The 23,107-nt window shown below is 72.8% G+C and carries 19 protein-coding genes; 4 read left to right on the top strand and 15 right to left on the bottom strand.

The genetic code is table 11. The features are described from left to right. Positions 1–57: 57 nt before the first annotated feature. Together HGB44_RS00770 and HGB44_RS00765 are read right to left on the bottom strand one after the other, a co-directional pair. Positions 58–1,425 (bottom strand): hypothetical protein, encoded by a 1,368-nt coding sequence (locus HGB44_RS00770; protein WP_231972475.1) that lies wholly within the window; start codon positions 1,423–1,425, stop codon positions 58–60. Positions 1,426–1,836: 411 nt separating this feature from the next. Next, positions 1,837–3,075 carry an LPXTG cell wall anchor domain-containing protein gene (locus HGB44_RS00765; protein WP_168443872.1) on the bottom strand — a complete coding sequence of 413 codons (1,239 nt, stop codon included), beginning with the start codon at positions 3,073–3,075 and terminating at the stop codon, positions 1,837–1,839. Between the two features lie 582 nt (positions 3,076–3,657). Here HGB44_RS00765 and HGB44_RS00760 point away from each other — a divergent pair. The 4 genes from HGB44_RS00760 (at position 3,658) to HGB44_RS00745 (ending at position 6,881) form a co-directional block, all read left to right on the top strand. Next, a complete protein-coding gene (locus HGB44_RS00760; protein ID WP_061081620.1) occupies positions 3,658–4,548 on the top strand; it encodes an N-acetylmuramoyl-L-alanine amidase in 891 nt (296 codons plus the stop codon). 105 nt (positions 4,549–4,653) lie between these two features. Further along, positions 4,654–4,980: a hypothetical protein gene (locus tag HGB44_RS00755; RefSeq protein ID WP_061081615.1), complete on the top strand. Its 327-nt coding sequence runs from the start codon at positions 4,654–4,656 to the stop codon at positions 4,978–4,980. Positions 4,981–5,009: 29 nt separating this feature from the next. Continuing rightward, positions 5,010–5,726, top strand: a complete 717-nt coding sequence (locus HGB44_RS00750) for a DivIVA domain-containing protein (RefSeq protein WP_061081614.1) — start codon at positions 5,010–5,012, stop codon at positions 5,724–5,726. A gap of 237 nt (positions 5,727–5,963) precedes the next feature. Then, positions 5,964–6,881 carry a M48 family metallopeptidase gene (locus HGB44_RS00745; RefSeq protein ID WP_061081613.1) on the top strand — a complete coding sequence of 306 codons (918 nt, stop codon included), beginning with the start codon at positions 5,964–5,966 and terminating at the stop codon, positions 6,879–6,881. A gap of 69 nt (positions 6,882–6,950) precedes the next feature. Here HGB44_RS00745 and HGB44_RS00740 read toward each other — a convergent pair whose 3' ends face one another. The 13 genes from HGB44_RS00740 to HGB44_RS00680 form a co-directional block, all read right to left on the bottom strand. After that, the gene (locus HGB44_RS00740; RefSeq protein WP_061081612.1) at positions 6,951–7,211 is read right to left on the bottom strand and encodes a DUF6504 family protein; all 261 of its coding nucleotides are present in this window, start codon (positions 7,209–7,211) and stop codon (positions 6,951–6,953) included. 80 nt (positions 7,212–7,291) lie between these two features. Then, positions 7,292–7,606, bottom strand: a complete 315-nt coding sequence (locus HGB44_RS00735) for a DUF6221 family protein (RefSeq protein ID WP_061081611.1) — start codon at positions 7,604–7,606, stop codon at positions 7,292–7,294. A 205-nt stretch (positions 7,607–7,811) separates the two neighbouring features. Then, positions 7,812–8,669 carry a glutamate ABC transporter substrate-binding protein gene (locus HGB44_RS00730; protein ID WP_061081610.1) on the bottom strand — a complete coding sequence of 286 codons (858 nt, stop codon included), beginning with the start codon at positions 8,667–8,669 and terminating at the stop codon, positions 7,812–7,814. 83 nt (positions 8,670–8,752) lie between these two features. Then, positions 8,753–10,387, bottom strand: coding sequence for a hypothetical protein (locus HGB44_RS00725; protein ID WP_061081609.1), 1,635 nt, complete (start codon positions 10,385–10,387; stop codon positions 8,753–8,755). Between the two features lie 6 nt (positions 10,388–10,393). Further along, positions 10,394–11,089, bottom strand: a complete 696-nt coding sequence (locus HGB44_RS00720) for an FHA domain-containing protein (protein ID WP_061081608.1) — start codon at positions 11,087–11,089, stop codon at positions 10,394–10,396. A gap of 9 nt (positions 11,090–11,098) precedes the next feature. Next, the gene (locus HGB44_RS00715; protein WP_061081607.1) at positions 11,099–12,451 is read right to left on the bottom strand and encodes a vWA domain-containing protein; all 1,353 of its coding nucleotides are present in this window, start codon (positions 12,449–12,451) and stop codon (positions 11,099–11,101) included. After that, the gene (locus HGB44_RS00710) at positions 12,435–13,847 is read right to left on the bottom strand and encodes a PP2C family protein-serine/threonine phosphatase (protein WP_061081606.1); all 1,413 of its coding nucleotides are present in this window, start codon (positions 13,845–13,847) and stop codon (positions 12,435–12,437) included. Before HGB44_RS00710 ends, HGB44_RS00715 begins: the two co-directional genes overlap by 17 nt. 17 nt (positions 13,848–13,864) lie before the next feature. Next, positions 13,865–16,216, bottom strand: a complete 2,352-nt coding sequence (locus HGB44_RS00705; protein WP_061081605.1) for a serine/threonine-protein kinase — start codon at positions 16,214–16,216, stop codon at positions 13,865–13,867. After that, entirely contained in the window at positions 16,213–17,481 is a 1,269-nt protein-coding gene (locus HGB44_RS00700; RefSeq protein WP_082768461.1) for a hypothetical protein, read from the bottom strand. The genes HGB44_RS00705 and HGB44_RS00700 overlap by 4 nt, the downstream gene beginning before the upstream one ends. A 251-nt stretch (positions 17,482–17,732) precedes the next feature. After that, entirely contained in the window at positions 17,733–18,287 is a 555-nt protein-coding gene (locus HGB44_RS00695; RefSeq protein ID WP_061081604.1) for an AAA family ATPase, read from the bottom strand. Between the two features lie 195 nt (positions 18,288–18,482). Beyond that, positions 18,483–19,652 (bottom strand): macrolide family glycosyltransferase, encoded by a 1,170-nt coding sequence (locus HGB44_RS00690; RefSeq protein ID WP_061081603.1) that lies wholly within the window; start codon positions 19,650–19,652, stop codon positions 18,483–18,485. Positions 19,653–19,926: 274 nt separating this feature from the next. Continuing rightward, on the bottom strand, positions 19,927–20,793 hold the full coding sequence (locus HGB44_RS00685) for an HdeD family acid-resistance protein (RefSeq protein WP_061081602.1): 867 nt from the start codon (positions 20,791–20,793) through the stop codon (positions 19,927–19,929). 226 nt (positions 20,794–21,019) lie between these two features. Further along, complete coding sequence (locus HGB44_RS00680; RefSeq protein WP_061081601.1) at positions 21,020–22,309, bottom strand: citrate synthase; 1,290 nt, start codon at positions 22,307–22,309, stop codon at positions 21,020–21,022. Between the last annotated feature and the right edge of the window lie 798 nt (positions 22,310–23,107).

Below are 23,107 nucleotides of genomic sequence, written 5' to 3'. Positions count from 1 at the left end.
GCGTGTCCGGGCGCCGGGGGACGCCGCACCCGGACTGCGGGCCCCGGGGGGCACCGGCTAGAAGTCCTCGATCCGGTCGTCCATGGCGGTGGTGCGGTTGCGGGCCAGGAAGGTCGCGGCCGCGCCGCCACCGACCGCCACCACCGCGGCGGTGATCAGCGCGGCGAGCGAGCTGCCCGTGGTCGCCAGGCGGTTGTCGTCCCCGGCGGCCTCCTCCGGCCGCGGCGACTCCTCCTCGGGGTCCCCCTTGTCGCCCGGCGAGGGCGGGGTGGTGGCGGCGTAGGTGGACCCGAGCGCCCACGCGTCGGCGAAGTCCACCGCGAAGCCCCTCTCCTGGCCCACCTCGCCCACCTGCACCCACACGGTCATCCAGCTGCGGATCCCCCGCCCGTCCCAGTCCTCGTCCTGGTCCTGGAAGGTGGTCTCGTTGGCCTCGAAGCGGATGCGGACGGGCACCTCCAGGGCCACGTCCCCGTCCTCGTCGAACACCTCCAGGACCTCCTCCACGACGGTCCCGTCCGCGTTCTCGCCCAGCGACCCCGCGGATACGCCGAACGCGGTCAGGTCACCGTGCGCGAAGGTCGTCTCGGTCACGCCGTCGTACCCGGCGGTGGCCGTGGCGGTCACGTCCGCGAGGGTGAACTCCACGGCGTTGCCGTCGGCGGACACCGTCTCGGCGGAAGCCCCGTCGAGGAGGAGCACGTCCTCGGCTGCGCTCGGGGAGGGGCTGGAAGAGCCGGAGGGGCTGTGGGACGCGCCCTCCTGCGGTTCGCGCTGGGGGGCGTCGGAGGGTTCCTCGCTCGCCTGGGCGGCGTCCTGGTCGCCGGTGTCCGCGGTGGTGTCCCCGCCGCCCTCGGAGCCCTCGTCCGCGGCGCCCTCGTCGGCGGAGCCACCGCTCGGGGGAGTCCCGTCCTCCGCGCCGGAGCCCGTGCCGTCCTTGCCGTCGCCGCCGTCCGGGGAGGGCTGGTCCCGGAAGGGGGTGTCCTCCGAGGAGGGTTCGGCCTCCGGGGAGGGGGACGGCGACGCGGAGGGCTCGGGCAGGTCCGCCTCCGGCGGCACGTCGATCAGTCCGTGGGCGGCGAGGTCGGCGACCTCCATCCGGAAGGACGCGGTCCGCACGGTGGATGCGGCGCGCGCGCTGTCGGCGTCGACCACGGTGTGGCTCTCGCCGTCGATCTCCAGGTAGGCGGCCATCGGCCCGAAGAGGTCCTCGGCCGCGGCGCTCCCCTCGGTCTCGCCGCCGAAGCCGGTGGCGGTGGAGTAACCGGTGACCACGTCGCCGTCGGCCACCCAGGCCTGCGCGTTGCCCCAGACGAGCTGGTCGGCGGAGGCCGGGAGCGCGGGCACGGCCCCGAACACTCCGAGAGCGACGAACAGGACGCCGCCGCGGACGAGGCGGCGCGCGGTCAGCTTGGCGGGAGACACCACAACACTCCTGTTGTATGCGGGGGATGTCCGACCCGGGAGTCGGCCCGTGCCCGCCGCGGACGGCGGACAGGGTTGCCCGGCCGGCCTGAGACGGCCGGTCGCGGTGTGCGGGGCGGATCGTGTCGGGGCCTTCCCGCCCCGGGAAGGTGACTCTGTGTCGGGCGGTGTGTGCGGGCGCCCTACCGCGAGCCTAACCTCTGGATCACGAAACGGAAACCGTCCGCCCCAGGCCGATCGGCAGGTGCGCGGGCGCCGACCACCGGTCAACGGAGGCCGCCGCCGCGAAGTTCCGAACACGACGGGAGGGCAGGGAAAGCAGGCCGGGCGGGAGGGGGTCCGGACAACAGGACGGCCCCGGGGAACGTGTCCCCCGGGGCCGGGTCGGCTCAGCCGACGCCAAGCGCGTGCTCAGCCCTGGCTGGTCTCCGCGGCGGAGTCAGCGGTGTTCTTCTTGCGGCGCGCGAAGTACGCGGCCAGACCGCCACCGGCGGCGATCGCGGCACCGGCCGCGATCAGTCCGGCGATCGGGCTGCCGGTCTGGGCCAGGGACTCGGCGTTCTCCAGCTTGTCCGGCTGCGGCTTCTTCTCGGTCTCGTCCTCCGGGTGGGTCGGCGCGGGCTTGTCGTCGCCGCCGTTGTCGCCACCGCCGTCGCCGGTCTCGGCGGCACCGACGCTGGCGAGGCTCTCGGCCAGGTCAACGTAGTAGAACGGGGCCTCGGCGCCGTCGACGGTGAAGGTCACCGCGAATCCGGTGTGGGCGTCGTTCCAGGTGACGCCGTTCTCCTCGTCGGCGTACTCCTCGACGTACTCGTACGACTCCAGGTCGATCACGACGGCGACCTGCTCGCCGCTGTCGAGGGTGACGACGTCCGGGTAGGAGATGTCGGCGACGTCGGCGCTGTGGGAGACCTCGCCGTCCCAGCTCTGGGTGGTCGTGGTGGTCACACCGGACAGGGTGGCGTCGAGGACGATCTCGTCCGAGCCGCTGACCAGCTCGGTGCTCTCCTCGTCCAGGACCAGGGTCTCGGGCTCGGAGGCGGGGTCGGTCTCGGGGGACGGGTCGGTCTCCGGTACCGCCGGGGTGTCGGTCCCGCCACCACCGGTACCCTCGTCGCCGGTCCCGCCACCACCGGTGCTCTCGTCGCCTCCGGTCTCGCCACCGTCGGCACCCTCGCCGCCGGTGTTCTCGTCACCGCCGTCCTCGGGCTGACCGTTCTCGGCTCCGGGCTCGGTCTCCTCGCCCTCGGGAGCCGGGGACTCCTCGGCTCCGGTCTCCTCGGGCTCCTCGGTGGCCCCGGACTCCTCGTCGAGGTTCTCCTCGACGATCTCCTCCACGTCGGAGACGGTGATCTGGAGGCGGGCGGTGTCCACGGTGGCCGTGGCGGTGACGCCCTCGTCGCCGACCGTGGCGCTGCTGGTACCGGAGAAGGTCAGCCAGTTGCCGACGGATCCGGAGTAGCTGTTGGTGGTCGTGCCGTCGTAACTGATGGCGACGCCCTCCCAGTTGCCGACGGAGGCGTAGGCCCAGCCGTAGTACTCGGTCTCGGCCGCGGCGGGAAGAGCCGTGGCGATGCTGAGCGCGCCGAGAGCAGCGAAAGCCGCTCCGCCCTGGAGAATGCGGCGCGCGGTAACACGGGTGTTCTTCAAGTCAATCCTCTTCGGATCGGCCGCAGTCCGCACTGGTCGGACTGGTCTGGATACGCGCGCCACCGGCTGACTGTGGGGAAGTCGCGGGAACACAGGGCGCGAACCAGGATCGGATGGGGGATGGCGGGAGCACACAGAAAGCTCACTGCCAGCGGAAACAGGAGGGCGCGGCCGCGACCACCGGACGGAGGGGGCGCGGGAACCGGGCCGTGGGGTGCTTCCGGTTTCCTAACTCAGACCTTACATCGCCACAAAGCCTAAATTACCCCGGAGCCCATCACGAAAAGATCACAGAGAAAGACGAACTCACACTGAGCGACACCCCAATTCCCTCTGGAAGTTTTTCTCGAAACCGGTAAACCGAACGGCGCACGCAGCGTCTTAAAAAGGAAGCGCGTCCCCCCGGAGCGTCTTTCGCGCGCCCGTGGGCGCACGCTCCGTGTGAGGGGCGGCGCGCCCTGGCCGGGCCCCGCCTCCCATCGGCCGCGCCCCTCCCCCCGCGCCCCGGCGCCCGCTCCCCCGAGCCCCCTGCCGGACACCCGGGGGTGACGTCCGGGTGTCCGGAGCGGCTAGGTTGTGGGCATGCCCGTCTCCGCACCGTCAGGGCCCCGGAGCCGCGCCACCCGCGCCCTGTCACTCGCCTCCTTCCTCCTCCTCACCGCCGTCGCCTGCTCGGCGACGCCCGGGGCGCCCCCCGGCAGCGACCCCACCGCCGCCCTCCCCCTCCCGGGGCCGCAGGACGGCACCGACGGCGACGACCGCGAGGCTCCCGGGGAGGGAGCGCAGGAGGGCCCGCCCGCGGGCCGGGGCCCCCTCGGCGACAGCGTCGTGGTCATCGACCCCGGCCACAACGGCGGCAACGCCGCCGCCCCCGACGAGATCAACGCGATGGTCCCCGCCGGGCCGAACGAGAAGGCCTGCGACACCGTCGGCGCCGAGACCGCGAGCGGCTACGCCGAGCACGAGTTCAACTGGGAACTGTCCGTGCTGGTCAAGGAGAGGCTGGAGGCCGACGGCGCCATGGTCGTCCTCACCCGCGAGGACAACGGCGGCGTCGGACCGTGCATCGACGAGCGCGCGGGCATCGGCAACGAGGAGGAGGCCGACGCGGCCGTGTCCCTGCACGCCGACGGCGGCCCCGAGACCGGTCGCGGGTTCCACGTGATCATGCCGGGCGAGGTCGAGGGCTTCACCGACGACATCACCGAGCCCTCCCGGCTGCTCGGTGAGGACATCCACCGCGCGTACCTGGAGGGGAGCGGCGTCCCCACCGCCGACTACCTCGCCGACGACGGCCTGGACGTGCGCACCGACCTGGGCGGGTTGAACATGTCCGACGTGCCCAAGGTGTTCCTGGAGGCGGGCAACATGCGCAACCCCGAGGACGCGGCGCTCATGGAGGACCCCGCGTGGCGGGAGCGGGCCGCCGACGCCATCGCGCAGGGGCTGGCCCTCTACCTCATGCGGGGGTGAGGGGAGGGCGGCGCCACCGCCCGGCCGTCTCCACCGCCCTGCCGTACCCGGACACAGCGCCCGCCGCTATGGCGGAGGCCACTCCCCCATGGGCATAATGCGTCCATGACATCCCCTGCCCCGCGCCCCTTCCCGTTCCCCGGCTTCGACGTGGTCCTGCGCGGCTTCGACCGCCACCAGGTGGACGACCTCGTCCACCGCGCCTCCTTCACGCTGACCGCCCTCACCGGTGGCCCCGCCCTCACCGACCAGGACGGGCGGGCCCTCGACCTGCCCTCCGCGCCGGCGCCCGACCCCATCACCTCCGCTGAACTGGCCGAAGCCCCGCTGGACCTGGTCCTGCGCGGGTACGACCGCCACCAGGTGAAGGACGTCCTGTCCCGCCTCGTGGAGCTGCTGGCCGAGGCCGAATCACACACGACCCGGGGATAAACAGCCCTGCGAACCTCGTCAACTGCACAATGGGGACCATGCCTCTGACACCGGCGGACATCCGCGAAAAGAAGTTCCACACGGTGCGTCTGCGCCCGGGGTACAACGAGGAGGACGTCGACGCGCTCCTCGACCGGATCGAGGCGACGCTCGTCGCCCTGGAGGGCGGCCCGCGCACGGGTGCGCTCATCACGGCCGAAGAGGTGCGCAACTCGCGGTTTCGCACCACGAGGCTCAGTCCGGGGTACCGGGAGGACGAGGTCGACGACTTCCTCGACGTCGTGGTCGCCGACCTGGCCGGGCGCGGCCTCGGCCGCGCCCAGGAGCAGTCGCCGCCGCTGCCGCCCCTCCCCTGTGCGGCGGGCGCCTCCGCGCGGCCTCGGCACCAGCGTCCCGGCTCGGACGGCCAGCAGCGCCCGTCCGAGCCGGAACCGCAGGAGGGCCGGCTCCGTCCGCCGCGGCGTTCCGGGATGACCCCGAGGGACGTCCGGGAGAAGCAGTTCGCCACCACCCGGCTGACCACGGGCTACAACGAGCAGGAGGTCGACGACTTCCTGGACCGGGCCGAGTTCACGCTGGACGTCCTCCAGCAGGGGCGGCCGGACCTGGCGACGCTCACCGCCGCCGAGGTGGAACGGATCCAGTTCAGCACCACGCGCGCGCGGCCGGGGTACGACCCGGCGCAGGTGGACCACTTCCTGGACGTGCTCGCCAAGGAGCTGCGCGGGTACGAGCAGCCGCACTGACGGTGACTCCGCGTGATGGGCGCGGGTGGGCCGGGCGGACCGCGGACCACGCGGGAACCGCGCCGCGGCGACGACCTCGGACGCGGTCACGCCTACTGGGCGGGGCGTAGGGGCCGGCGGTCGCGGACACGCCGTAGCGCACACTCCTCCATCTTCAGGACAGCGGAAAGTAATATTTGGACACAGGTAGTAGTCATCCCCCGCTGTCCCGCAGACCGCGCTCCGAGGGGAGGCAGGATGTCCCACGCGATGCCGCCGGAGGGGCGCGCCACCGCATGTCCGGTGCACGGCGTGCCCGACTGCCGCTCCGCCGTCGACGGGGGCACCAGAGGCCGCTCCCGGGAGGGGCTGCGGGTGCTCGGCGCCGACGAGGAGGTCGTCCCGGCCTCCGCCCACCCGTGGGAGGCCCCGCTCCTGGCCGCGTGCGTGGGCGCGACCCTGCTGACGGCGGCGGGGCTGGCCCACGTGGTGTGGTCGGTGTCGGGGTCGTGGCTGTGGGCGGCCGCCGCCCTGGCTGCGGTTCCCGCCGTGTGTTGGAAGGCGCGGGGGCTGCTGTACGCCCGGCGGCGGGCGGAGTCGGTGAAGATCTCGCCCACGCAGTTCCCCGAGGCCCACCGGATGGTGGTGGCGCTGGCCGCCGAGACGGGTCTGCCTCGGACGCCGGAGGCCTACGTGCGGGTGGGGCCGCGCCGCTGGGGGACGGACGCCGCCGGGCACGGGCTGCGCCGGTACCTGGTGCTGTCGGACGACCTGTTCGACCCGTGCGGCCGGGTCCGCGATCCCGAGGCGCTGGCCTTCCTGGTCGCGCACCAGCTGGGGCACGTGGCCGCCGGACACACCGGTTTCTGGCGGCGGACGGCGACGCTGGGCGGGGAACTGGTTCCGGGCCTGGGGGCGGCGCTGTCGCGGGCCATGGAGTACACGGCCGACAACCACGCCTACGCGCACGTTCCCGAGGGCGCCCACTCGGTGCGCATCCTCGCCGGGGGCGGCAACCTGTACACGAGGGTCAACATGGGTGAGATGGCGGACCGCGCGCGCACCGACCGGGGCTGCTCGCTGCTGCTCTACCACCTGCTGACCCGGCGGCCGGGCAACACCCGACGCATGGCCGCGCTGCGCGACCGCACCCGGCGCGGCCGGATCTTCCTCTAGACCGCCCCTTCGGGCACTGATCCCACCCGCCCGGCGGGGTCCGCTCGACGGCGCCGGGCGGGCTCCGGATCACTTCCAGTGGCGGCGCATGGTCCAGCGGTCGGAGGCGAGGTCGCGGGTGATATCGATGATGCTCGGCTCCCCCGCGTCGGACTCGGCCGAGACGCGGAGCAGGTGGATCTGCGTGGCCGGGACGCCGGGCGCGCCCGGGCGGGCGGGCCAGTCCCCGATGACCCTGCGCACACGGTAGGCGCGACCGCGCCAGGTGAACCGGGCGGGTGTCCCGCCCTCGGTGGAACGGACGTCGATCTGCTCGTTCAGAAGACTCACGCCGCCAGTTTATCGAACACCAGTTCGATCAGGTCAAGCGTTCCCGGCCCGTGTCGGGGACCGCGCCGAGGCCCGGCGGGTCAGTCCGCCCAGGACCGGTCGTACTCGGGGTGGGACCGGTACACCCCGGCGAGGTACTTGACCGCCAGCCGCCAGGCCAGCAGCTCCGACCAGGGGTCCCCTGCGGCGCCCGGCCGGGTCCCGGGGAGGGTACCCGCGACCGGTTCGAGGCTGCGCATGCTCACGCGGTGGGCGTCGACGTACCCGCGGACGATCTTGCGCTTGGCCGCGACCTCCGCCAGCGCCCGGTCACGGCCGCGGGTTCCCGCGGGAACGGCCTCCGACGCGCGCTCGTCCTCGTCCAGACGCGCGTTGAGGAACTCGACGATGGTCAACGGACGACTCCCCTCCTGTCCACCACTGCCCCGGGGCCCGGTGTCGGACCTGTACCCGCTCCGGGCCGCTCCCGCGGTGGCCCGGAGCGGAGCGGGGCGCCTTCGTCCGGTTCCGGCCACGGCCCCCCGCCCCGGCCGTTCGCCCCTCGCGCCCCCGCACACACCCGCGGGCGCACGCGCCGCACACGCACCATGCCCCCGAGCCTCACGTCGGGTCGCAGCCCTCGAACTGGGGCACGCTCGTCACGAGCGGGAGGCCGGTCCCGTCGAACCATTTATCCAGCAGCCTCGCGGCGGTGCCGTCCTGGTACATCTGGCTGATGGCCCTGTTGACCTCCTCGCAGGCGCGCACGTCGCCGTGGGGCAGGCCGACGCCGTACTTCTCGTCGGTGAAGGGCTCGTTGACGAGCCGGAAGGTGTCGGGCTTCTCGGCGAGGAATCCGGCCAGGATCAGGTTGTCGGTGGAGACGGCGTCCACCTCGCCGTTTTCCAGGGCCTCGATGCAGGCGCTGTAGCTGGGCTTCTCCCTCTGTTCGACGTCGATGCCCAGGCCCTCGCTGATGCGGGCGGCGGAGTTGGAGTCCTTCTCATGGCAGACAGTGTGGCCCTCCAGGTCGCGCACCTCTTCGATGTCGGTGTCCCCGTCGCGCACCAGCACGTCCTGCTTGGCCACGTAGTAGGGGCCGCCGAAGGTGACCTCGGTCTTACGGGCAGGGGTGATGGAGTAGGTGGCCACGACCATGTCCACCCCGTCCGCCATGTCCCTGTCCAGCCTCTCCTCGCGCTCGGTGGAGGCGATGCCGGTCACCTCCACGTCCTCGGCGGCGAAGCCGAGCTTGTCGGCGAGGTAGAGGGCCACCTCCACGTCGAAGCCCGTGATGTCGCCGCTGGCGTCGTCCCTCATCCCCAGTCTGGGCTGGTCGGCCTTGACTCCGATGGTCAGCGAGTCGGCGTCGAGGATCGACTCCTCCTCGCCCAGTACCACGGAGCAGGCGGGCAGTCCGATCACCGCCGCGGCGGCCAGGGCGGCCGCGGCGGCGGTGCGCTGGTGTCGAAACCTCATCGGCCTGTTCCTCGTCTCTCGGGGCTGCGGATCTGGGGGCGGAACCGGGACGGTGGCGGACCCGGGTGTGAGCGGGCCCGGGTTCAGCGGTACTCGGCCAACCGGGGGCGGATGCCGAGCGCGATCAGGGCCAGCACGAGAGCCGTCGCGGCGGGCAGCAGCCACTCCCAGGGATCGAGCGCCGCTCCACCGCGCGCGATGCCCTCGTTGAACGCGTCCTCGTGCAGGCCGAACAGCTCCGACAGCGCGTCCTCGTAGGTCTGGAAGGCACCGTCCCCGGAGCTCGCGACACCGATGCGGATGTCGACGGCCCCCGCCAGGTCGCCTTCCCCGACGGCCGAGCGCAGCGCCCGGTCCTCGGCCTGGAGGGCGTTGTAGGCCTCCAGCACCTCGGCGAGCTCACCCTCGTGACCGGACAACGGCGCGATCTGGGCCCGCTGCCCCAGGTAACCGAGTGTGCCCGGGTCGTCCTCGGGGGCGTTCTCCTCCGACCCCGACGGAACCGGCGGTTCCGGGTAGGCGGCCACCACACCCTCGATCGCCGTGTAGTACTCCTCCAGGTTGTCGGCCGGTCGGTACAGCACCTGCTGCGCCCGTTCGAAGTAGACCTGTTGGTAGTTGTCGGCCTGGTACCTGTCTTCTATGTCCCATTCGAGCAGGTAGCGGCTCTGGTCAGCCTGCATGTCGGTGGAGATGGCCCCGGCCCGGGACAGCGCCATGGCCGCGTCCAGTCCCTCCTCCTTGGCCTCACGCTGCTGACCGCCGCTGACGGTCAGGGCGAGGACCACCCCGCCGGTGAGCAGGACGGCGACCGCCGTGGCGGCCAGCAGCGGTGCGCTGAACCGGCGCCGGAACCGCACGCGCAGGTACAGCTGGAGGCCGAGCAGCGCGGCGACGGCGACCGCGCCGGCCGCTCCCACCCACAGCATGCCGAGCACGACGGAGGACTGCCCCTCCTGGTGGTTGACGCGCACGTCCGCCGAAGCTTCCAGCCCCAGGTTGAACGCCTTGGGCAGCAGTTCGGTGTGCATCAGCTGTGTGGCCTCGCGGTAGGCCGCCAGAGCCTCCCCGTCTATCCGACCGGACGGGGCCCGCGCCTCGTCGTTGAGCACCTGCGCCCGGCTGGCGAGCTGCTCGTAGGCGCCCATCCCGTCCTGGACCGCCTTGACGTTGGGCCCTTCCGCGCTGTCTTCGTCCTCGTCCTCCTCAGTCAGCGAGGCGGCCTGGAGCAGGGCCTCGTTGGCCCGCGCACGGCTGGCCTCGTACCCCTCCAGGGCGTCCTCGCGGTCCGCTCTCAGATCCTGGTCGGTGCCCATGAGCAGCACGTCGGCCACGCGGGCGTCCATGTCCGCGAGCGCCAGGTACAGGTCGGTGGTCGCCAGTGCCTGGGGCCCGGCGTCGACCCCGAGCACATGCAGGTCCGCGCGGGTCTGGCCGAGGGTGGCGGCCGCCGAGCCGAAGAGCCCGAGGACGGCCAGCACGCACGCCGAGGACAGCAGCCACACCCGGGCCGGGGTGGTGCCCGCCCAGCGGCGGAGCCCGGAGGCCCGTTCACGCGCGCCGGACCCGTCCCGTCCCCGCCGGGGCGTGCCGAGGCCCTTCCGCGCGGGCGCCGGGGTCCGCGCGGGCCGGCCGCCCGGTACCGCCGGGAGCGCGCCGTGCGGGGTGTCCGGCGGTCTGGTCCCGCGCGGAGCCCGGTCGGGGGTGGGGGAGGTCAACGGGGCTCACCCCTTCTGGAGGATGATGACGGTCCATGCGCCGACGTAGATCCGGTCGCTGTCATGCAGGGGAACCTCCACGTTGGGGGCGATGGGGTTGGCGGTCCCGTTGACCATGGTGCCGTTGGTCGAGCCCGGGTCGAGAAGGGCCCAGGTGCCGCCGGGTTTGGCGACGAGGATCGCGTGGATGTGGGAGATCGCCGGGTCGCCGCCGGGGCCGCCCAGGTCGATCTCGGGGGTGAAACCGCGCGTGGCGCTGCGCCGTCCGATGTGCACCCTGTCCCCGTTGAGCGGCACCCGGCGCTGCGCGCTGCCCTTGGGGAAGGAGATCTGGGCGGGGTCGAGCATGCCCTGGTGGACCATGTACTGGTAGTAGGCGGGGTCGGCGACGACGATCGCGCGCCAGCGCACGCCCGTGTCCACGCGCCGGTGGCCGTCGGAACGCGAGGCGAAGTCGTATCCGCACTCCTCGCAGAACCGGCCCGCGCGGGAGGTGCCGCACTCGGGGCAGGGGCCTCCCCGGGGCAGGGTCACCGGGCGCGGCGGCGCGGGGGGCCGCGCCGGGGCCACGGGCGGTGTGGGCGGTGTCGGATGGCGCTGCGACGGGGGCCGCGACGCGGGGGTGTGGGCCTGGAGGCGCAGCCCGCAGACGTCGCAGAAGTCGGTCGTGGTGGAGTGGTGCCCGGAAGGGCAACTCGGCATGGGTCCCTCCTACCCGGGTGTGGGGGCACCGCCGGTGTCCGGCCCGCTCTGCCGCGGCCGGGTCCGTACGGTCCGGGTCGAGTTGGTGTCCAGGGTCATCTCGTCGACCTTGCTGACACCGGGCTTGAGCCGGACGGTTCCGATGACGGGGTCGACCACGTCGACGATCCTGCCGAGGAGTCTCGCGGTCTCCTCGTTGCCCGACTCGTGGGCGAGTGCGACGGCGCGGCCGAGCCGCGCGGTGGCGGTGTCGTCGTCGCCGTCGCGACGGGCCGCGAGCCCGTCCTGGATGGCCTGGGCCAGTTCGGCCTGGCCCGTGTAGTGGGCCACGCGGGGGTTGATCTCGGTGGCCCGCTCCTCGTCCGTGGTCCACTCGGCGAGGATGTTGCCCGAGGCGAGGACCTGGTCCTCGGCCCCCGCGGCCCCGGGGAGCACCACGCGTACCCACCCGGCGCGCAGCTGGCGGCCGGGGGCTCCGGGCGGCACCCGGACGCACACGTGGTAGTCGCGGCTCTCGGTCCCCCAGGACCCCGTGGGGTAGTCGTCCGACTGGGGCGCGCGCTCCACGCCGCGGCCGGTGAGGTCGCTGACGGTGGGGGAGACCTGCTTGACGTGGCGCACGACGGCGTTCTGGGGCGTCCACAGCCGCAGCACCACGTCGGCGACGGCCTTGCCCATGGAGGCCTGCGCCATCGCCCGGAAGTCGGCCACCATGTCGGCGGGGTCGGCGATGATGCCGGGGCCGCCGCCGAGCAGGGCGGAGTCGATCCGGCGCAGCTCCTCGACCTTCCAGTCGGTGCCCACGCCCCGGCAGTCGCAGACGAAGGAGCCCGCGACGCGGTCGAGCGCCTGCCCGAAGACCGCGGCGGACTCGTTGTTCTGGCCGTCGGTGAGCAGGATGGCGTGCTTGATGCCGCCGTCGACGGTGGCGAACAGCTCGGCGGCCCGGGTGAGCCAGGAGCCCATGCGGGTGCCGCCGTCGGCGCGCAGCCCGTCGATCGCCTCCGCGGCCTCGGCGCGGGTGACGGCGTCGGCCGGCACCATCCGCCCGCCGCCCTCGGGGTAGAGCACGGAGGCCCCGCTGTGACCGGCGACCACCGCGAAGAGGACACCCTCGCGCAGGACGCCCACGGCGGCGCGGGCGGCCTGCTTGGCCGCGTTGATCTTCGCGCCGTACATCGAGCCGGAGGTGTCGACGATGATCACCTCGGCGGCGCGCACCGACGCCCCCACCACCACGGAGCTGGTGGAGGTGACGCTGACGATCGCGTGCACCTCTCGTCCGCCCATCGGCAGGAAGGCGTTCTGGTCGACCCCGATCCGAAAGCCCGGCTCGGCCGCGCGCTCAGTCGTGTTCGGCACGGGGACCCCCAGCGGGCACGGGAAGGATCACGACGGTGATGTTGTCCTTGCCCCCCGCCTCCAGGGCGAGGTCGACGTAGGCGCGGGCGGCCTCGTGGGGTCTGGCCCCCGCTCCGGGGACGGCGTCGGTCAGGGCCTGCGCCTCGGGGAAGTAGTTCCACAGGCCGTCGCTGCACAGCACGACGGCACCGGGGCCGGTCGGGGTCACGGTGGAGATGTGGGCGTCGATCTCGCCGGAGTCGGCGCCCATCCACGCGACGAGGGCGTGGGCGTTGGACGAACGCATCGCCTCCTCGCGGGAGAGCGCTCCCATCTGCACCATCGCCTCGCTCCAGGAGTCGTCTCTGGTCAGCAGGGCCGAAGCGCTGGAGGCGGGGCCTCCGGAGAGCCAGTAGGCGCGGCTGTCGCCGACCCAGCCGACGGTGACGGTGCCCGCGGCGGGGACGTACACCGCCGACACGAAGGTGCACGCTGGCGCGGAGCTGGGCGAGTCGGCGATCCCGGCGACCGCCTCGGCGGCCCGGATCATCGCCGCGCCGGTGGCCTCGCGGGGGTCGGCGCCCTGGCTGACGCGCTCGGCGAGGACGGCCGCACCGGTCTCCGCGGTGACGCGGGAGGCCTCGTCCGAGCGCGGCGAACTGGACACGCCGTCGCAGACCACGGCGCAGACCGCGCCGGGCGCACGGGGGTTGTCGGCGTCGATCACGCGGATCGCCATGGCGTCCTCGTTGCGCTTGTGCCGCAGCCCCCGGTCGCTGACGCCGACGGCGGCGCGCGTGCGCACCTCGACGTGGTCGCGCCCGGTGGGCTGGAGGAGGCCGCACCGCTCGCAGTAGCCGTCGACGACCGCTCCGGGGCACCACGCGCACAGGCCGGGGTTGGCCGGCCGCACCGGATTGCTTCCGGTGGCGGGCGGCGCCCAGTCGGAGGCGGCCTCCGGTTGGTCGGGCCGGGGCGCGGAGGACGCGAACGACGGCAGGCTGTCGCGCCGTATCGGCTGGGTGACCATGGAGTCGGCCGCGTGCGGGGCGGAGTCGGGCAGCGCCTCCGGAGGGGGCGCGTCCCGCCCGCCCGTGTCGACTGCCCGCAGACTCACCTGCGGAGCCGTCGGGGCGCCGTCGTCGGGCACCAGGCCGGGACGCGCGTCGGCGTCGGGCGGCACGGAACCGGACGGGCCCGGGGCTCCCCCGGTCCGCGTGCCGTTACCGGCCCCGTCCCGGGCCCACCCGCCGGGCGGCACGGCGCCGGCCAGGCTCGTCTGCGGGGCGGTGGGCATCCGGTCGGGGTGCCCGGCGGTCTCCGCGCCCTCGGGAAGGGGGCGCCCGCACCCCTCGCAGAAGGCGTCCTCCGTGGACACCCTGTCCGAGCAGGCGGGGCAGGTCCGCACCTTGGTCATGGCCGTTCCCTCGTTCCTCACAGCAGCGTCACGGGGCGTAGGGAGTTGGCCCTGTCGACGAGCTCATAGCGTTCCGACGGCGCGACGACGCGCTGGGCCAGCGCGCGGTAGCGGCGCTCCAGGTTGCCCCGCACGCCGTTCTCGGTGAACGGGGCGCCGAGCAGCCCCTCTTCCGCCGGTGCCCCCGCACCCGCGCCGAGCCAGTCCAGGGCCGACTCCAGGACACGGACCGCCAGGCGGTCCGCGGACTCGCTGTCCAGACCGATCCGTTCCAGGCGCCGTCCGGCCTGCACGAAGTCGGCGGCCGCGGTGCCCTGGTGGTGCGCGGCGAGCACCGCGATCAGCGCGGTCTGGGCGTGGACGTGCAGCCGGGACAGCTCCGGGACCGCGTCCAGGACGGCGGTGGCCGCGGCCCGGTCCCCCTGGGCCAGACGGATGCGGGCCAGGCCGAACGCGGCGCTGACGAAGGAGTGGTCGGTGTTCCAGACCGTCCGGAACTGGCGGGCGGCGGTCTCGTACTCGCCGGTCCGCTCGCAGGCCAGGGCCAGGGCGAGCTTGGGCGCGAGCTCCCCGGGCAGGTGGTCGTACAGCTCGTCGAAGTGGTCGCGGGCCTCACGGAACTGACCGGTGCTCAGCTCGGCGACCGCCGTGTACCACATGGTGCGCCAGTCGCCCGGCGCCGCCTCCTCGAAGCGCTGGATGACCTCCCTGGCCTCGCCCTGGCGGCCGACGGTGACGAGCGCGCGGGCCAGCATCAGCAGGGTCTCGGGGGTGGGCGCGGTCATGGCGCGCAGCGCGGGGACGAGCTCCTCGGGCGGCAGGGTCCGGAATCCGCGCAGGTGCTGGGCGGCCGGATCGGACTGGTCGATGAGGGGCGCGGGAAGGAGCGCCGCCGCGTCGGTGGGCGGGGGCGCGACGAGCATGCGGTCGGCGTTGTGGGTGCCGGGGTCGGGCCCGGCGGTGGGGTTCTCCGCGCCGAACAGGGTCGAGGGGCCGGGGTGGGGCGTGCCGTCCAGGTCGGAGAGCACCTCGCGCAGGACGCCGGTGAGCTGGTCGGCCATGTCCCCGGCGTCGTGGAAGCGCAGATCGGGATCGCTGTGCGTGGCACGGCGCAGCAGCCGGTCGAAGGACGCGTGGCGCTGGAGCAGCGGCACGGTCTCCCTCGGCGGGATGCTGTGCGGGTGGTCGCGCATGTAGCTGAAGCGGAAGCTGAGCACGGCCAGGGCGCGGCCGACCGAGTACAGGTCGGCGCTGACCGTGGGGCCGGGGTCGCGCAGCTCCTCCTCGGGCACCCGGTACCCGGGTGTGGTGTAGACGGAGCTGACGGTGTCGTCGATGCGCCGCACGCCGCCCAGGTCGATGAGCTTGATCTGCTCCTCGCTCTGGATGACGTTGTCGGGTTTGAAGTCGCAGTAGAGCAGGCCTTTGGAGTGCAGGTAGCCCAGGGCCCGCAGGACCTCCAGGCCGTAGGCGATGACCTGGTCCAGGGGCAGGACGGCGTCGGAATCGTTCTGGCGGCGCTCGGTGAGCAGCTCGCGCAGGGACTTGCCGCCCACGTACTCCATGACGATGTGGCCGCCGGGGATGCCGGTGCGCGGGTCGGGGTGCTGGGAGAAGTTGATGATCTTGACGATGTTGGGGTGCTCGACCTCGGAGAGGAACGCGCGCTCGGCGGCGGCCGTCTTGTGCGCCTCGGCGTCACCGGCGTTGAGCAGGCCCTTGAGGGCCACCCAGCGGTCGTTGACGTTGCGGTCGCGGGCCAGGTAGATCCAGCCGAGGCCGCCGTGGGCCAGGCAGCCGAGCACCTCGTACTGGCCGCCGACCATGTCCCCGGGGGAGAGTTTGGGCGTGAAGGAGTACTGGGTGCCGCACCTGCGGCAGAAGCCCTCGGTGCGTCCTGGCTGGTCGCCCTGGGACCTGCCGACCCGCTCGTAGCAGTTGCCGCAGAAGCGGTTCTTCTCCGAGACGACGGGGTTGTCCATGACGGCGTCGGAGGGGTCCCGGTAGGGGACGAGGGGCACCTGGACCATGCCCATGCCGAGCATGCCGCGGGAGGACCGGCGGCTGCCGCGACCGGGGCCGCTGATGCTGGTGCCCGCGGTCGCGGAGGCGCTGCGGGGACCGGAGCGCCCCGAGAGCCTGACGTTGCCGGAGGCCGGGCCGGAGCGGGCGGAGTCGCCGCTGAGGGGATCCGCGGAGGAGTTCGTGCCGAGGGAGCGCTGCGGGTCGGAGGTCGGCGGCGCGGGTCGCCGCTGGATGGCGGGGACGGGGTCACCCGGGGACCGTACGTGCACGGGGGCCAGGCCGCACACACCGCAGAAACCGTCCTCGATCCGGCCGGGGCAGCCGGGGGCCGTGCATTTCGTCATCTGTTCACACCACCATCACTCTCGCCGTCTGACGCGTCCGGTCCCGGTGTGGTTCTGTTCACAGCGGAATCGGTTCCGCCGAGTTCCTGGAGCGCCCGCTGGTAGGCGGAGAGGGCGACCGTGGCCGCGCGCAGGTCGCAGGGCGCGGTCCACAGCTCCCAGTGCGCCGTGCTGTGGAGCCGGGCCAGGCTCGCGTCCTCGGCGGCGCCGAGCCGGACCGCGCGGGAGCGGTAGGCGTCCAGGCGACCGCGCAGCTCGGCGCGGCGTTCCAGGAGGCCGGTGAGGTCGGCCTCGCGCTCCCGGGTGTCGTCGGCGGCCTCGTGGACGGCGCGCTGCACCTCGCCCAGGCGGGCGCCGAGTTCGCGCCACCGGCCCCGGGCCCGCAGGGCGTCCATGGCTCCGATGTGCGCCCGCAGCGCGGGGACCGGGTCGGGCACGTCGACCGCGGCGGGCGAGGAGATCTTGGCGACCACCTGTTCACGCAGCACGCGGGTGCGCTCCACGGCCTTGCCGACGTCGTCGATGGCGAAGCCGAGCCGTTCGACGCTCTCGTCGTAGGAGTCGCGCATGCGCAGGGCGTCGCGGAGTTCGCCGCGTACGCGCTCCAGCCGCAGTCGCAGCCGTTCGAGGGCGGACGTGTCCACGCGGCCGTCCTCGACCAGCGCGAGGGGGTCGCGGCGGACGGTGGTGCCGACCGCGTCCAGGTCCACGCGCAGGGACTCGTACTCGTCCTCGGCGAGTTCCACCATGTCGGAGAGGGTGCCGATCTCGTACCACATGGCGTCGAGCTCGCCCAGGCGCGGGTGGAGGGCGTCCCAGGCCGTCTCGGCGGCCGAGATGACCTCGGTGGCCTCCTCGTAGTCGGCGGACATGCGGGCGACGGCGTCGGCGAGGGTGACGGACTCCCGCCCGGTGTGGAGCAGCCCGCGCTCGTGCAGCGGGACCTCCCGGGCGGGCAACGGCACGGAGGCGTCGTTGAGCAGGGAGGTCAGGGTGATCTGGTCCTCGGGGCCACACGCGTGGGCCCGGATGCGGCCCGCCCTGTCGACGACGCGGCGGAAGGCCTCGTAGACCGTCCACAGGCTGCGGACGTGCCCGCTGGCGTGCTCCCAGCGCCGCCGGGTGCGCCCGACGAGGTCGGCTCCCTGGAGCATGCGGTGGCTGACGTGTCCGTCCAGGTCAGCGAGGTTGAGGGAGATCCGGTCGGCCTCACCGCGCACACGGTTGAGCGCGTGGTCGATGCCCTCCCAGCTCATGGGCGGCATGCTCGCCCCGGACGCCCTGGCCACCTGCCGCCTTCCTCCCCGGCGTCCACGCACGCTCCCCGCAGCCGTCTGGGGCGTGGACGGTCAATGGTCCTTTACCTAGACAAGAGTCTGGCCCCCGGCTTCGCGAACTACAAGAGAAAGCCCGGTTTACGGCCATGAACGGCCACTGGTGCCCCGTTTGCGGTCCAGAGGGCACATCACGTGACAGAGGCTTTCTCCCGTCACTCCCGTCACTCCGAGCGCTCCCGTCACGGTTTCGGGGGCCGAGTTCGGTCCAGGACCTCCAGAACGAAGCGGGCCCGTTCGGCGACCGGCACGCGCGGCAGTTCCACCAGTTCGTAACCGCACGCCGGGTAGGCCTCGGTCATCGCCCTGTGGGTGCGCTCGGCCTCCTCCTGGGACTGGTGGCGCTCGGCGTCGCCGGTGAAGATCTCCGGCCACGGCGGGGCCACGAAGACCCGGCGGTGGTACCGGAACCGGCGGGCCGCCTCGACGACGTGCCCGGGGACCGGAAGGCCGCGCAGGCGGAGGTAGCCCACCAGGTCGGGGACGCCCCGGTCACAGAAGACGGGACCGGGCAGGGACGAGGCCTCGCGGTGCGAACGCATCTCCCACGAGAGCATGAGTTCGGCGAACAGGGCGTCGTCGCGCCAGGCCAGGCCCCGGCCGCCGATCTCGCGCTGGTCGCGGATGACGGCGCGTCCGGCCTCCGGGGTCCGCTCGTACCCGAGCGAGGCCAGGTGGTCGATCAGGGTGGTCTTGCCCGACCCCGGCCCTCCGGTGACGACGACGAGGTGGTCCATGGTGCTCCGTTCGGGGACGGGGCCGGACCGGGCCCGCGGGGAGGCCGCGCCTCCCCGCGTCGGGCCCGTCCGGCCGGGCGGGTTCGGCGCGCCACCGCGGTGGGGCCGGGGCCGTTCTCCGGCAGCGCGGCGGGGCGTCCGGCCGGGATGTCCCCGTCGGACGCCCTCCGGGACCGGATGTTGGCCGGACCCGGCTCAGGCGGGCAGTTCCGCCTCGACCAGGTCGGCCGCGTAGGAGGTGCCGCTGGCCTGGAGCCGGGCGCTGACCTCGGCGAGGCGGCGGGCGACCTCGGGGTCGGCGGTCAGCTCCAGCAGGGCCGCGCGCAGCCGCTCCGCGCTGGCGTCCTCGGTGTCGATCCGCCGGGCGACGCCGAGTTCCACGAGCCGGTCGGCGTTGTCGAACTGGTCGACGGCCTGCGGGACGGCGATCATCGGCACCCCGGTGTAGAGGCCCTCACTGGAGCCGCCCATACCGGCGTGGGTGACGAAGGCGTCGGCCTGGCGCAGGACGGCGAGCTGCGGCACCCACGTGTGCACCTCGACGTTGTCCGGCACCTCCCCCAGTTCGGCGGGGTCCACGTGTTTGCCGATCTGGAGCACCACGTGCCAGCCGGGCAGGCCGCCGAAGGCCTCCAGGCAGGCGCGGTAGAACCCCGGCTGGTTGGTGAAGGCCGATCCCAGGGACACCAGCAGGACGTTGTCGGCGTCCGCCGGACGGGTCCACTCCCCCTGGTCGGCCCGGTCGCCCAGGCACGGCCCCACGAAGGTGACCGTGTCGGCCACGGTGTCGGCGAAGGGCTGCATCTCGCGCGGGATCAGCGCCAGCGCGCGTTCCGGCGTCCCGGCGAAGGAGGAGTGGTCGAGCCCGGTGACGCCGTTGTCGGCGAGCCAGGCGTCGAGCTTGGCGTAGTGCTCCTCGGCCCCGGGCTGGGCGCGAAGCCACTTCAGGACGGTGTCGCCGTAGTCGGCCCAGGCCACGTAGGTGGGCGAGAGCTGCACGGAGGGGATGTCCCAGTTGACGGCGAGGACCCGGGCGGCGAATCCCGAGATGTCGTACAGGAACAGGTCGGGGCGGTCTCCGTCGTAGGCCGCGCGCAGGGCGGGCAGCTGGTTGATCGCCTCGTCCAGGAAGATGTCCATGCCCTTGATCGGGTCGTCCGGCCAGGTGTCGTCGCCGGTGGGCAGGACGGTGGCGTAGGGGACGAGTTCGGCTCCGGCCCCGGTGATGGTGTCGGCCAGCAGGGGGTCGTTGGCGTAGGTGACGCGGTGGCCGCGGTCCACCAGCTCGCGGATGACCTCCAGGCTGGGCAGGACGTGGCTCACGGTGGGGGTGCCGACCATGGCGATATGGGCACGGCGGTTCATGGTGCTTCTCCAGATACGGGTGTTCGGGGGCAGGGCTGGGGGGCACCGGGCCCCGTGGCGGGGCGGGTGCGTCGCGGCGTCGGTGAGGCCTGTCTCTAGCCGTAGATCTGGAGGTGCATGCGCGCCATGGTAGCCACACGGCAGGCCGGTGCGCACCTGCTTTCGGGCACGGCCCTGCGGGCTCGAGAACCCCCGTGCCCCTTGCGGAAGCGCCCGTGCCCGGTACCCGAGCGGACCGTCGCGGCGCGCTCTCCGTCAGCGGGGGCCGGCCTTCTCAGCGGGGCTCGTCGGGAGGGCCCTCATCGCCCGGAGCCCGGTGTCTGCCGCCCGGACGGTCGTCCCGGCCGTGGTCGTCCCACCGGCCCCCGGCGCCAGGCTCACCCCAGCGGCCCTCCTCGGGGTCCCGATCGTCCCCGAAACCGCGCTCGCCCCACCGGTCCAGGTCGTCGTGATCGGCTCGGTCGGCGCGGTCGGCGCGGTCTTCGAGGAGGTCTCCGGATCGGGTCCCGCGGTCGTACGGCTCCGCGGGTTCCTCGGGCTCGCCGAGACCGGCGAAGGCGGGCGCTTCCTCCGGGGGCAGGAAGGCCTCGGCCGCGCCGCGGAGCCGGAACCCGGCCACGGCCATGACCGCGCCGAAGATGACCGCGTACATCGCGATCACGAACATGATGGCCTGCGCGCCCTCCAGTGGCCAGAACCACAGCAGGAGTCCGAAGACGACCGAGAGCGCACCGACGAAGACCAGCAGCCACTCGGAGCTGATGTGCGCGCGCAGGCGGATGGCGGTGACGATCTCGGCCACGCCGGTGACCACGGCCCAGACACCGATGACGAACACCAGGGCGACGATCGCCGCGACCGGCCAGACCAGGGCGACCAGTCCCATGACGGCGCTGAGGACCGCCTGGACGACCAGGGGGACCCGGGCGCCGGACGACGAGCGGTAGGCCGCGTACCCGAGGGCGGCCGCGTCGACCAGCGCGTAGACGCCGAAGACGACCGCCAGGACCACCAGGGTCTTGCCCGGCCAGATCAGCGCGACCAGACCGAAGAGGACCGCGGCGACCCCCCGCAGGACCACCAGCCACCAGTTCCGGCTCAGCTCACCGAGCAGGTCGCCGGCCCACGCGTACCTGACCATCGTCTCCCCCTCCTTCGCACGGCCCCGTGCGGTAACCGCACCCTGCCCCTTCCCCCAACGTCGCACACGGACGACAGCGGTCCGCAAAATGCGGGGAAAGGCAGCCCGTACGGGTGATACCCGGGCGCGCGGGGGCCGAACAGCTCGGACGCGGCTGTGGACGACGCACGGGAGCGCCCGCCCCGTCTGACGCGGGCGGGCGCTCCTGTGTGCCTCGGGGGTGTGCCTACCCCTGGCCGGGAAGCCGGCGCTCGGAGGAGCCGACGTAGTGCTGGCGCGGGCGCGCGATCCGGAAGGCCGGGTCGCGCAGCTGCTCGCGGTAGTGGGCGATCCAGCCGGGCAGGCGGCCGATGGCGAACAACACGGTGAACATGTTGGTCGGGAAGCCCATGGTGCGGTAGATGACGCCGGTGTAGAAGTCGACGTTCGGGTAGAGCTTGCGCTCGGTGAAGTAGGAGTCGGAGAGCGCGGCGGCCTCAAGCTTGAGGGCGAGCGCGAACAGCTCGTCCGGGTTCTCGTCGCGGTCGAGGATCTGGCTGGCCAGAACCTTGATCTCCTTGCTGCGCGGGTCGAAGTTCTTGTAGACCCGGTGGCCGAAGCCCATGAGGCGCATCTCGCGGGCCTTGACCTTCTCCAGGAAGTCCTCGATGGAGATGCCCGAGTCGCGGATCTCCTCCAGCATCTCCAGGACGGCCTGGTTGGCGCCGCCGTGGGACGGGCCGGAGAGGGCGTTGATGCCCGAGGCCACGCTGGCGTAGATGTCGGCCTTGGAGGAGCCGACGACGCGCACGGTGGCGGTGGAGCAGTTGAGCTCGTGGTCGGCGTGCAGCACCAGCAGCATGCCGACGGCCTGGTTGAACAGGTCGCCGAGCTCGCTGTCGGCGTGGACGTCGCCGAAGGTCATCCGGATGAAGTTGTCGACGTAGTCGAGCGAGCTGTCCGGGGCGATCGGCTTCTCGCCGATGGAGTTGCGGTAGATGCGGGCCGCGATCGTCGGCAGCTTGGCCAACAGCCGGATCGTGGCGAGCTCCACCTGGTCCTCGTCGCTGGGGTCGACGCTGTCGTCGTAGTAGGCGGCGAGGGTGTTCACGGCACTGGCCATGAGGGACATGGGGTGGCCGTTGCGGGGCATCGCGTCGATGAGCGCGCCCATGTCGGCCGGGATGTCGGCGTTGTCGCGCAGCTTGTCGGCGAACTCCTTGCGCTGGTCCGCGTCGGGCAGCTCGCCGTAGATCACCAGGTAGGCGACCTCCAGGAAGGTCGCGCCCACGGCGAGGTCCTCGATCGGGTACCCGCGGTAGCGCAGGATCCCGGCGGCCCCGTCGATGTAGGTGATCTCCGAGCTACACGAAGCGGTGTTGCCGAACCCCGGGTCCAGGGTCGTCATCCCCGTCGACCCCAGCAGGGTCTTCAGCTCGATGGTGCGCTCACCCTCGGTACCGGTGAACACCGGCAGCTTCAGCACGCCGCCCTCGTAGTGGAGCTCCACCGTGCGCTCTTTGTCGTCTTCGCTCATGCCCGAGGTCAACCTTTCCAGGCGGGGGATACGTGAGGTGCGTCATACGCGGGGCGGTCCGCCGCCACGTTCCTGCTTCACTCGTTATTGTTCTGTTTTGTTAAACGACAGTTAAGCAAAAGCATATAAGTTTCACCGATTCACGAACAGGTGACATGCAACACATACCCACACGTGCACCGAATTACCGCCAGGTGAAGATTTACAAACTTTGCCAGTCGTCGATTACTTCGTGATCGCCCTGAGACGTCGCAGACGGAACCGGGAGGTCCTCCCGGCGTCCCGCTGCCTCCTGTACCGGTCCCCTGGACGGTCCGACATCCGCCCGAACCCTCCCCCTTCGGCCTGTCCTTCACAGAAGTGGACAGAGCCGAACGAAGCTCGGTGCGGCCGGGTGTCCGAACACGCCCTAGCGGCCTTCCCTCAGGGTACCTTCGCGCTGTTCACGGGGCCTGACGCGGGGTGCCCGCCAACTGGTGATCTTGGCCTCTGCCTGGGACTGGGGAGTCACAAGGGCCCCAACGATCACGACGAACCGGGCCCGTCATGGCAACGGACTGTGCGTGCACCACGGGAGTTCACACCCGGTGCCGACCCGCCGCCTCGCCGCACCGCCGCAGCGCCCGCCGGGGCGTTCCACGGGTCGCCCAATTTCCACGGGGCCGGACCCCGGTATCGACAGCGGGTCACCGGTATTCACCCCGGGTAAACAGCGCGGGCACGCTTTGCCGTAAAGGGCGGTGTCCCGGGCGGAAGGGAGCGGTCCGGGCCGCGGCGCACCCGGGGGGCGTTCCCGCC

Source organism: Nocardiopsis alborubida (assembly GCF_012396365.1).
Classification (GTDB): domain Bacteria; phylum Actinomycetota; class Actinomycetes; order Streptosporangiales; family Streptosporangiaceae; genus Nocardiopsis; species Nocardiopsis alborubida.
This window is presented reverse-complemented; position numbering and strand designations above follow the sequence as displayed.

What these genes read in the sequence shown, in the direction of transcription:
- HGB44_RS00710 (WP_061081606.1), bottom strand. Translation starts at nt 13,847, where the DNA reads ATGACCAAGGTGCGGACCTGCCCCGCCTGCTCGGACAGGGTGTCCACG.
- HGB44_RS00705 (WP_061081605.1), bottom strand. Translation starts at nt 16,216, where the DNA reads ATGACGAAATGCACGGCCCCCGGCTGCCCCGGCCGGATCGAGGACGGT.
- HGB44_RS00695 (WP_061081604.1), bottom strand. Translation starts at nt 18,287, where the DNA reads ATGGACCACCTCGTCGTCGTCACCGGAGGGCCGGGGTCGGGCAAGACC.
- HGB44_RS00700 (WP_082768461.1), bottom strand. Translation starts at nt 17,481, where the DNA reads ATGCCGCCCATGAGCTGGGAGGGCATCGACCACGCGCTCAACCGTGTG.
- HGB44_RS00750 (WP_061081614.1), top strand. Translation starts at nt 5,010, where the DNA reads ATGGGGACCATGCCTCTGACACCGGCGGACATCCGCGAAAAGAAGTTC.
- HGB44_RS00760 (WP_061081620.1), top strand. Translation starts at nt 3,658, where the DNA reads ATGCCCGTCTCCGCACCGTCAGGGCCCCGGAGCCGCGCCACCCGCGCC.
- HGB44_RS00720 (WP_061081608.1), bottom strand. Translation starts at nt 11,089, where the DNA reads ATGCCGAGTTGCCCTTCCGGGCACCACTCCACCACGACCGACTTCTGC.
- HGB44_RS00685 (WP_061081602.1), bottom strand. Translation starts at nt 20,793, where the DNA reads ATGGTCAGGTACGCGTGGGCCGGCGACCTGCTCGGTGAGCTGAGCCGG.
- HGB44_RS00745 (WP_061081613.1), top strand. Translation starts at nt 5,964, where the DNA reads ATGTCCCACGCGATGCCGCCGGAGGGGCGCGCCACCGCATGTCCGGTG.
- HGB44_RS00680 (WP_061081601.1), bottom strand. Translation starts at nt 22,309, where the DNA reads ATGAGCGAAGACGACAAAGAGCGCACGGTGGAGCTCCACTACGAGGGC.
- HGB44_RS00730 (WP_061081610.1), bottom strand. Translation starts at nt 8,669, where the DNA reads ATGAGGTTTCGACACCAGCGCACCGCCGCCGCGGCCGCCCTGGCCGCC.
- HGB44_RS00755 (WP_061081615.1), top strand. Translation starts at nt 4,654, where the DNA reads ATGACATCCCCTGCCCCGCGCCCCTTCCCGTTCCCCGGCTTCGACGTG.
- HGB44_RS00690 (WP_061081603.1), bottom strand. Translation starts at nt 19,652, where the DNA reads ATGAACCGCCGTGCCCATATCGCCATGGTCGGCACCCCCACCGTGAGC.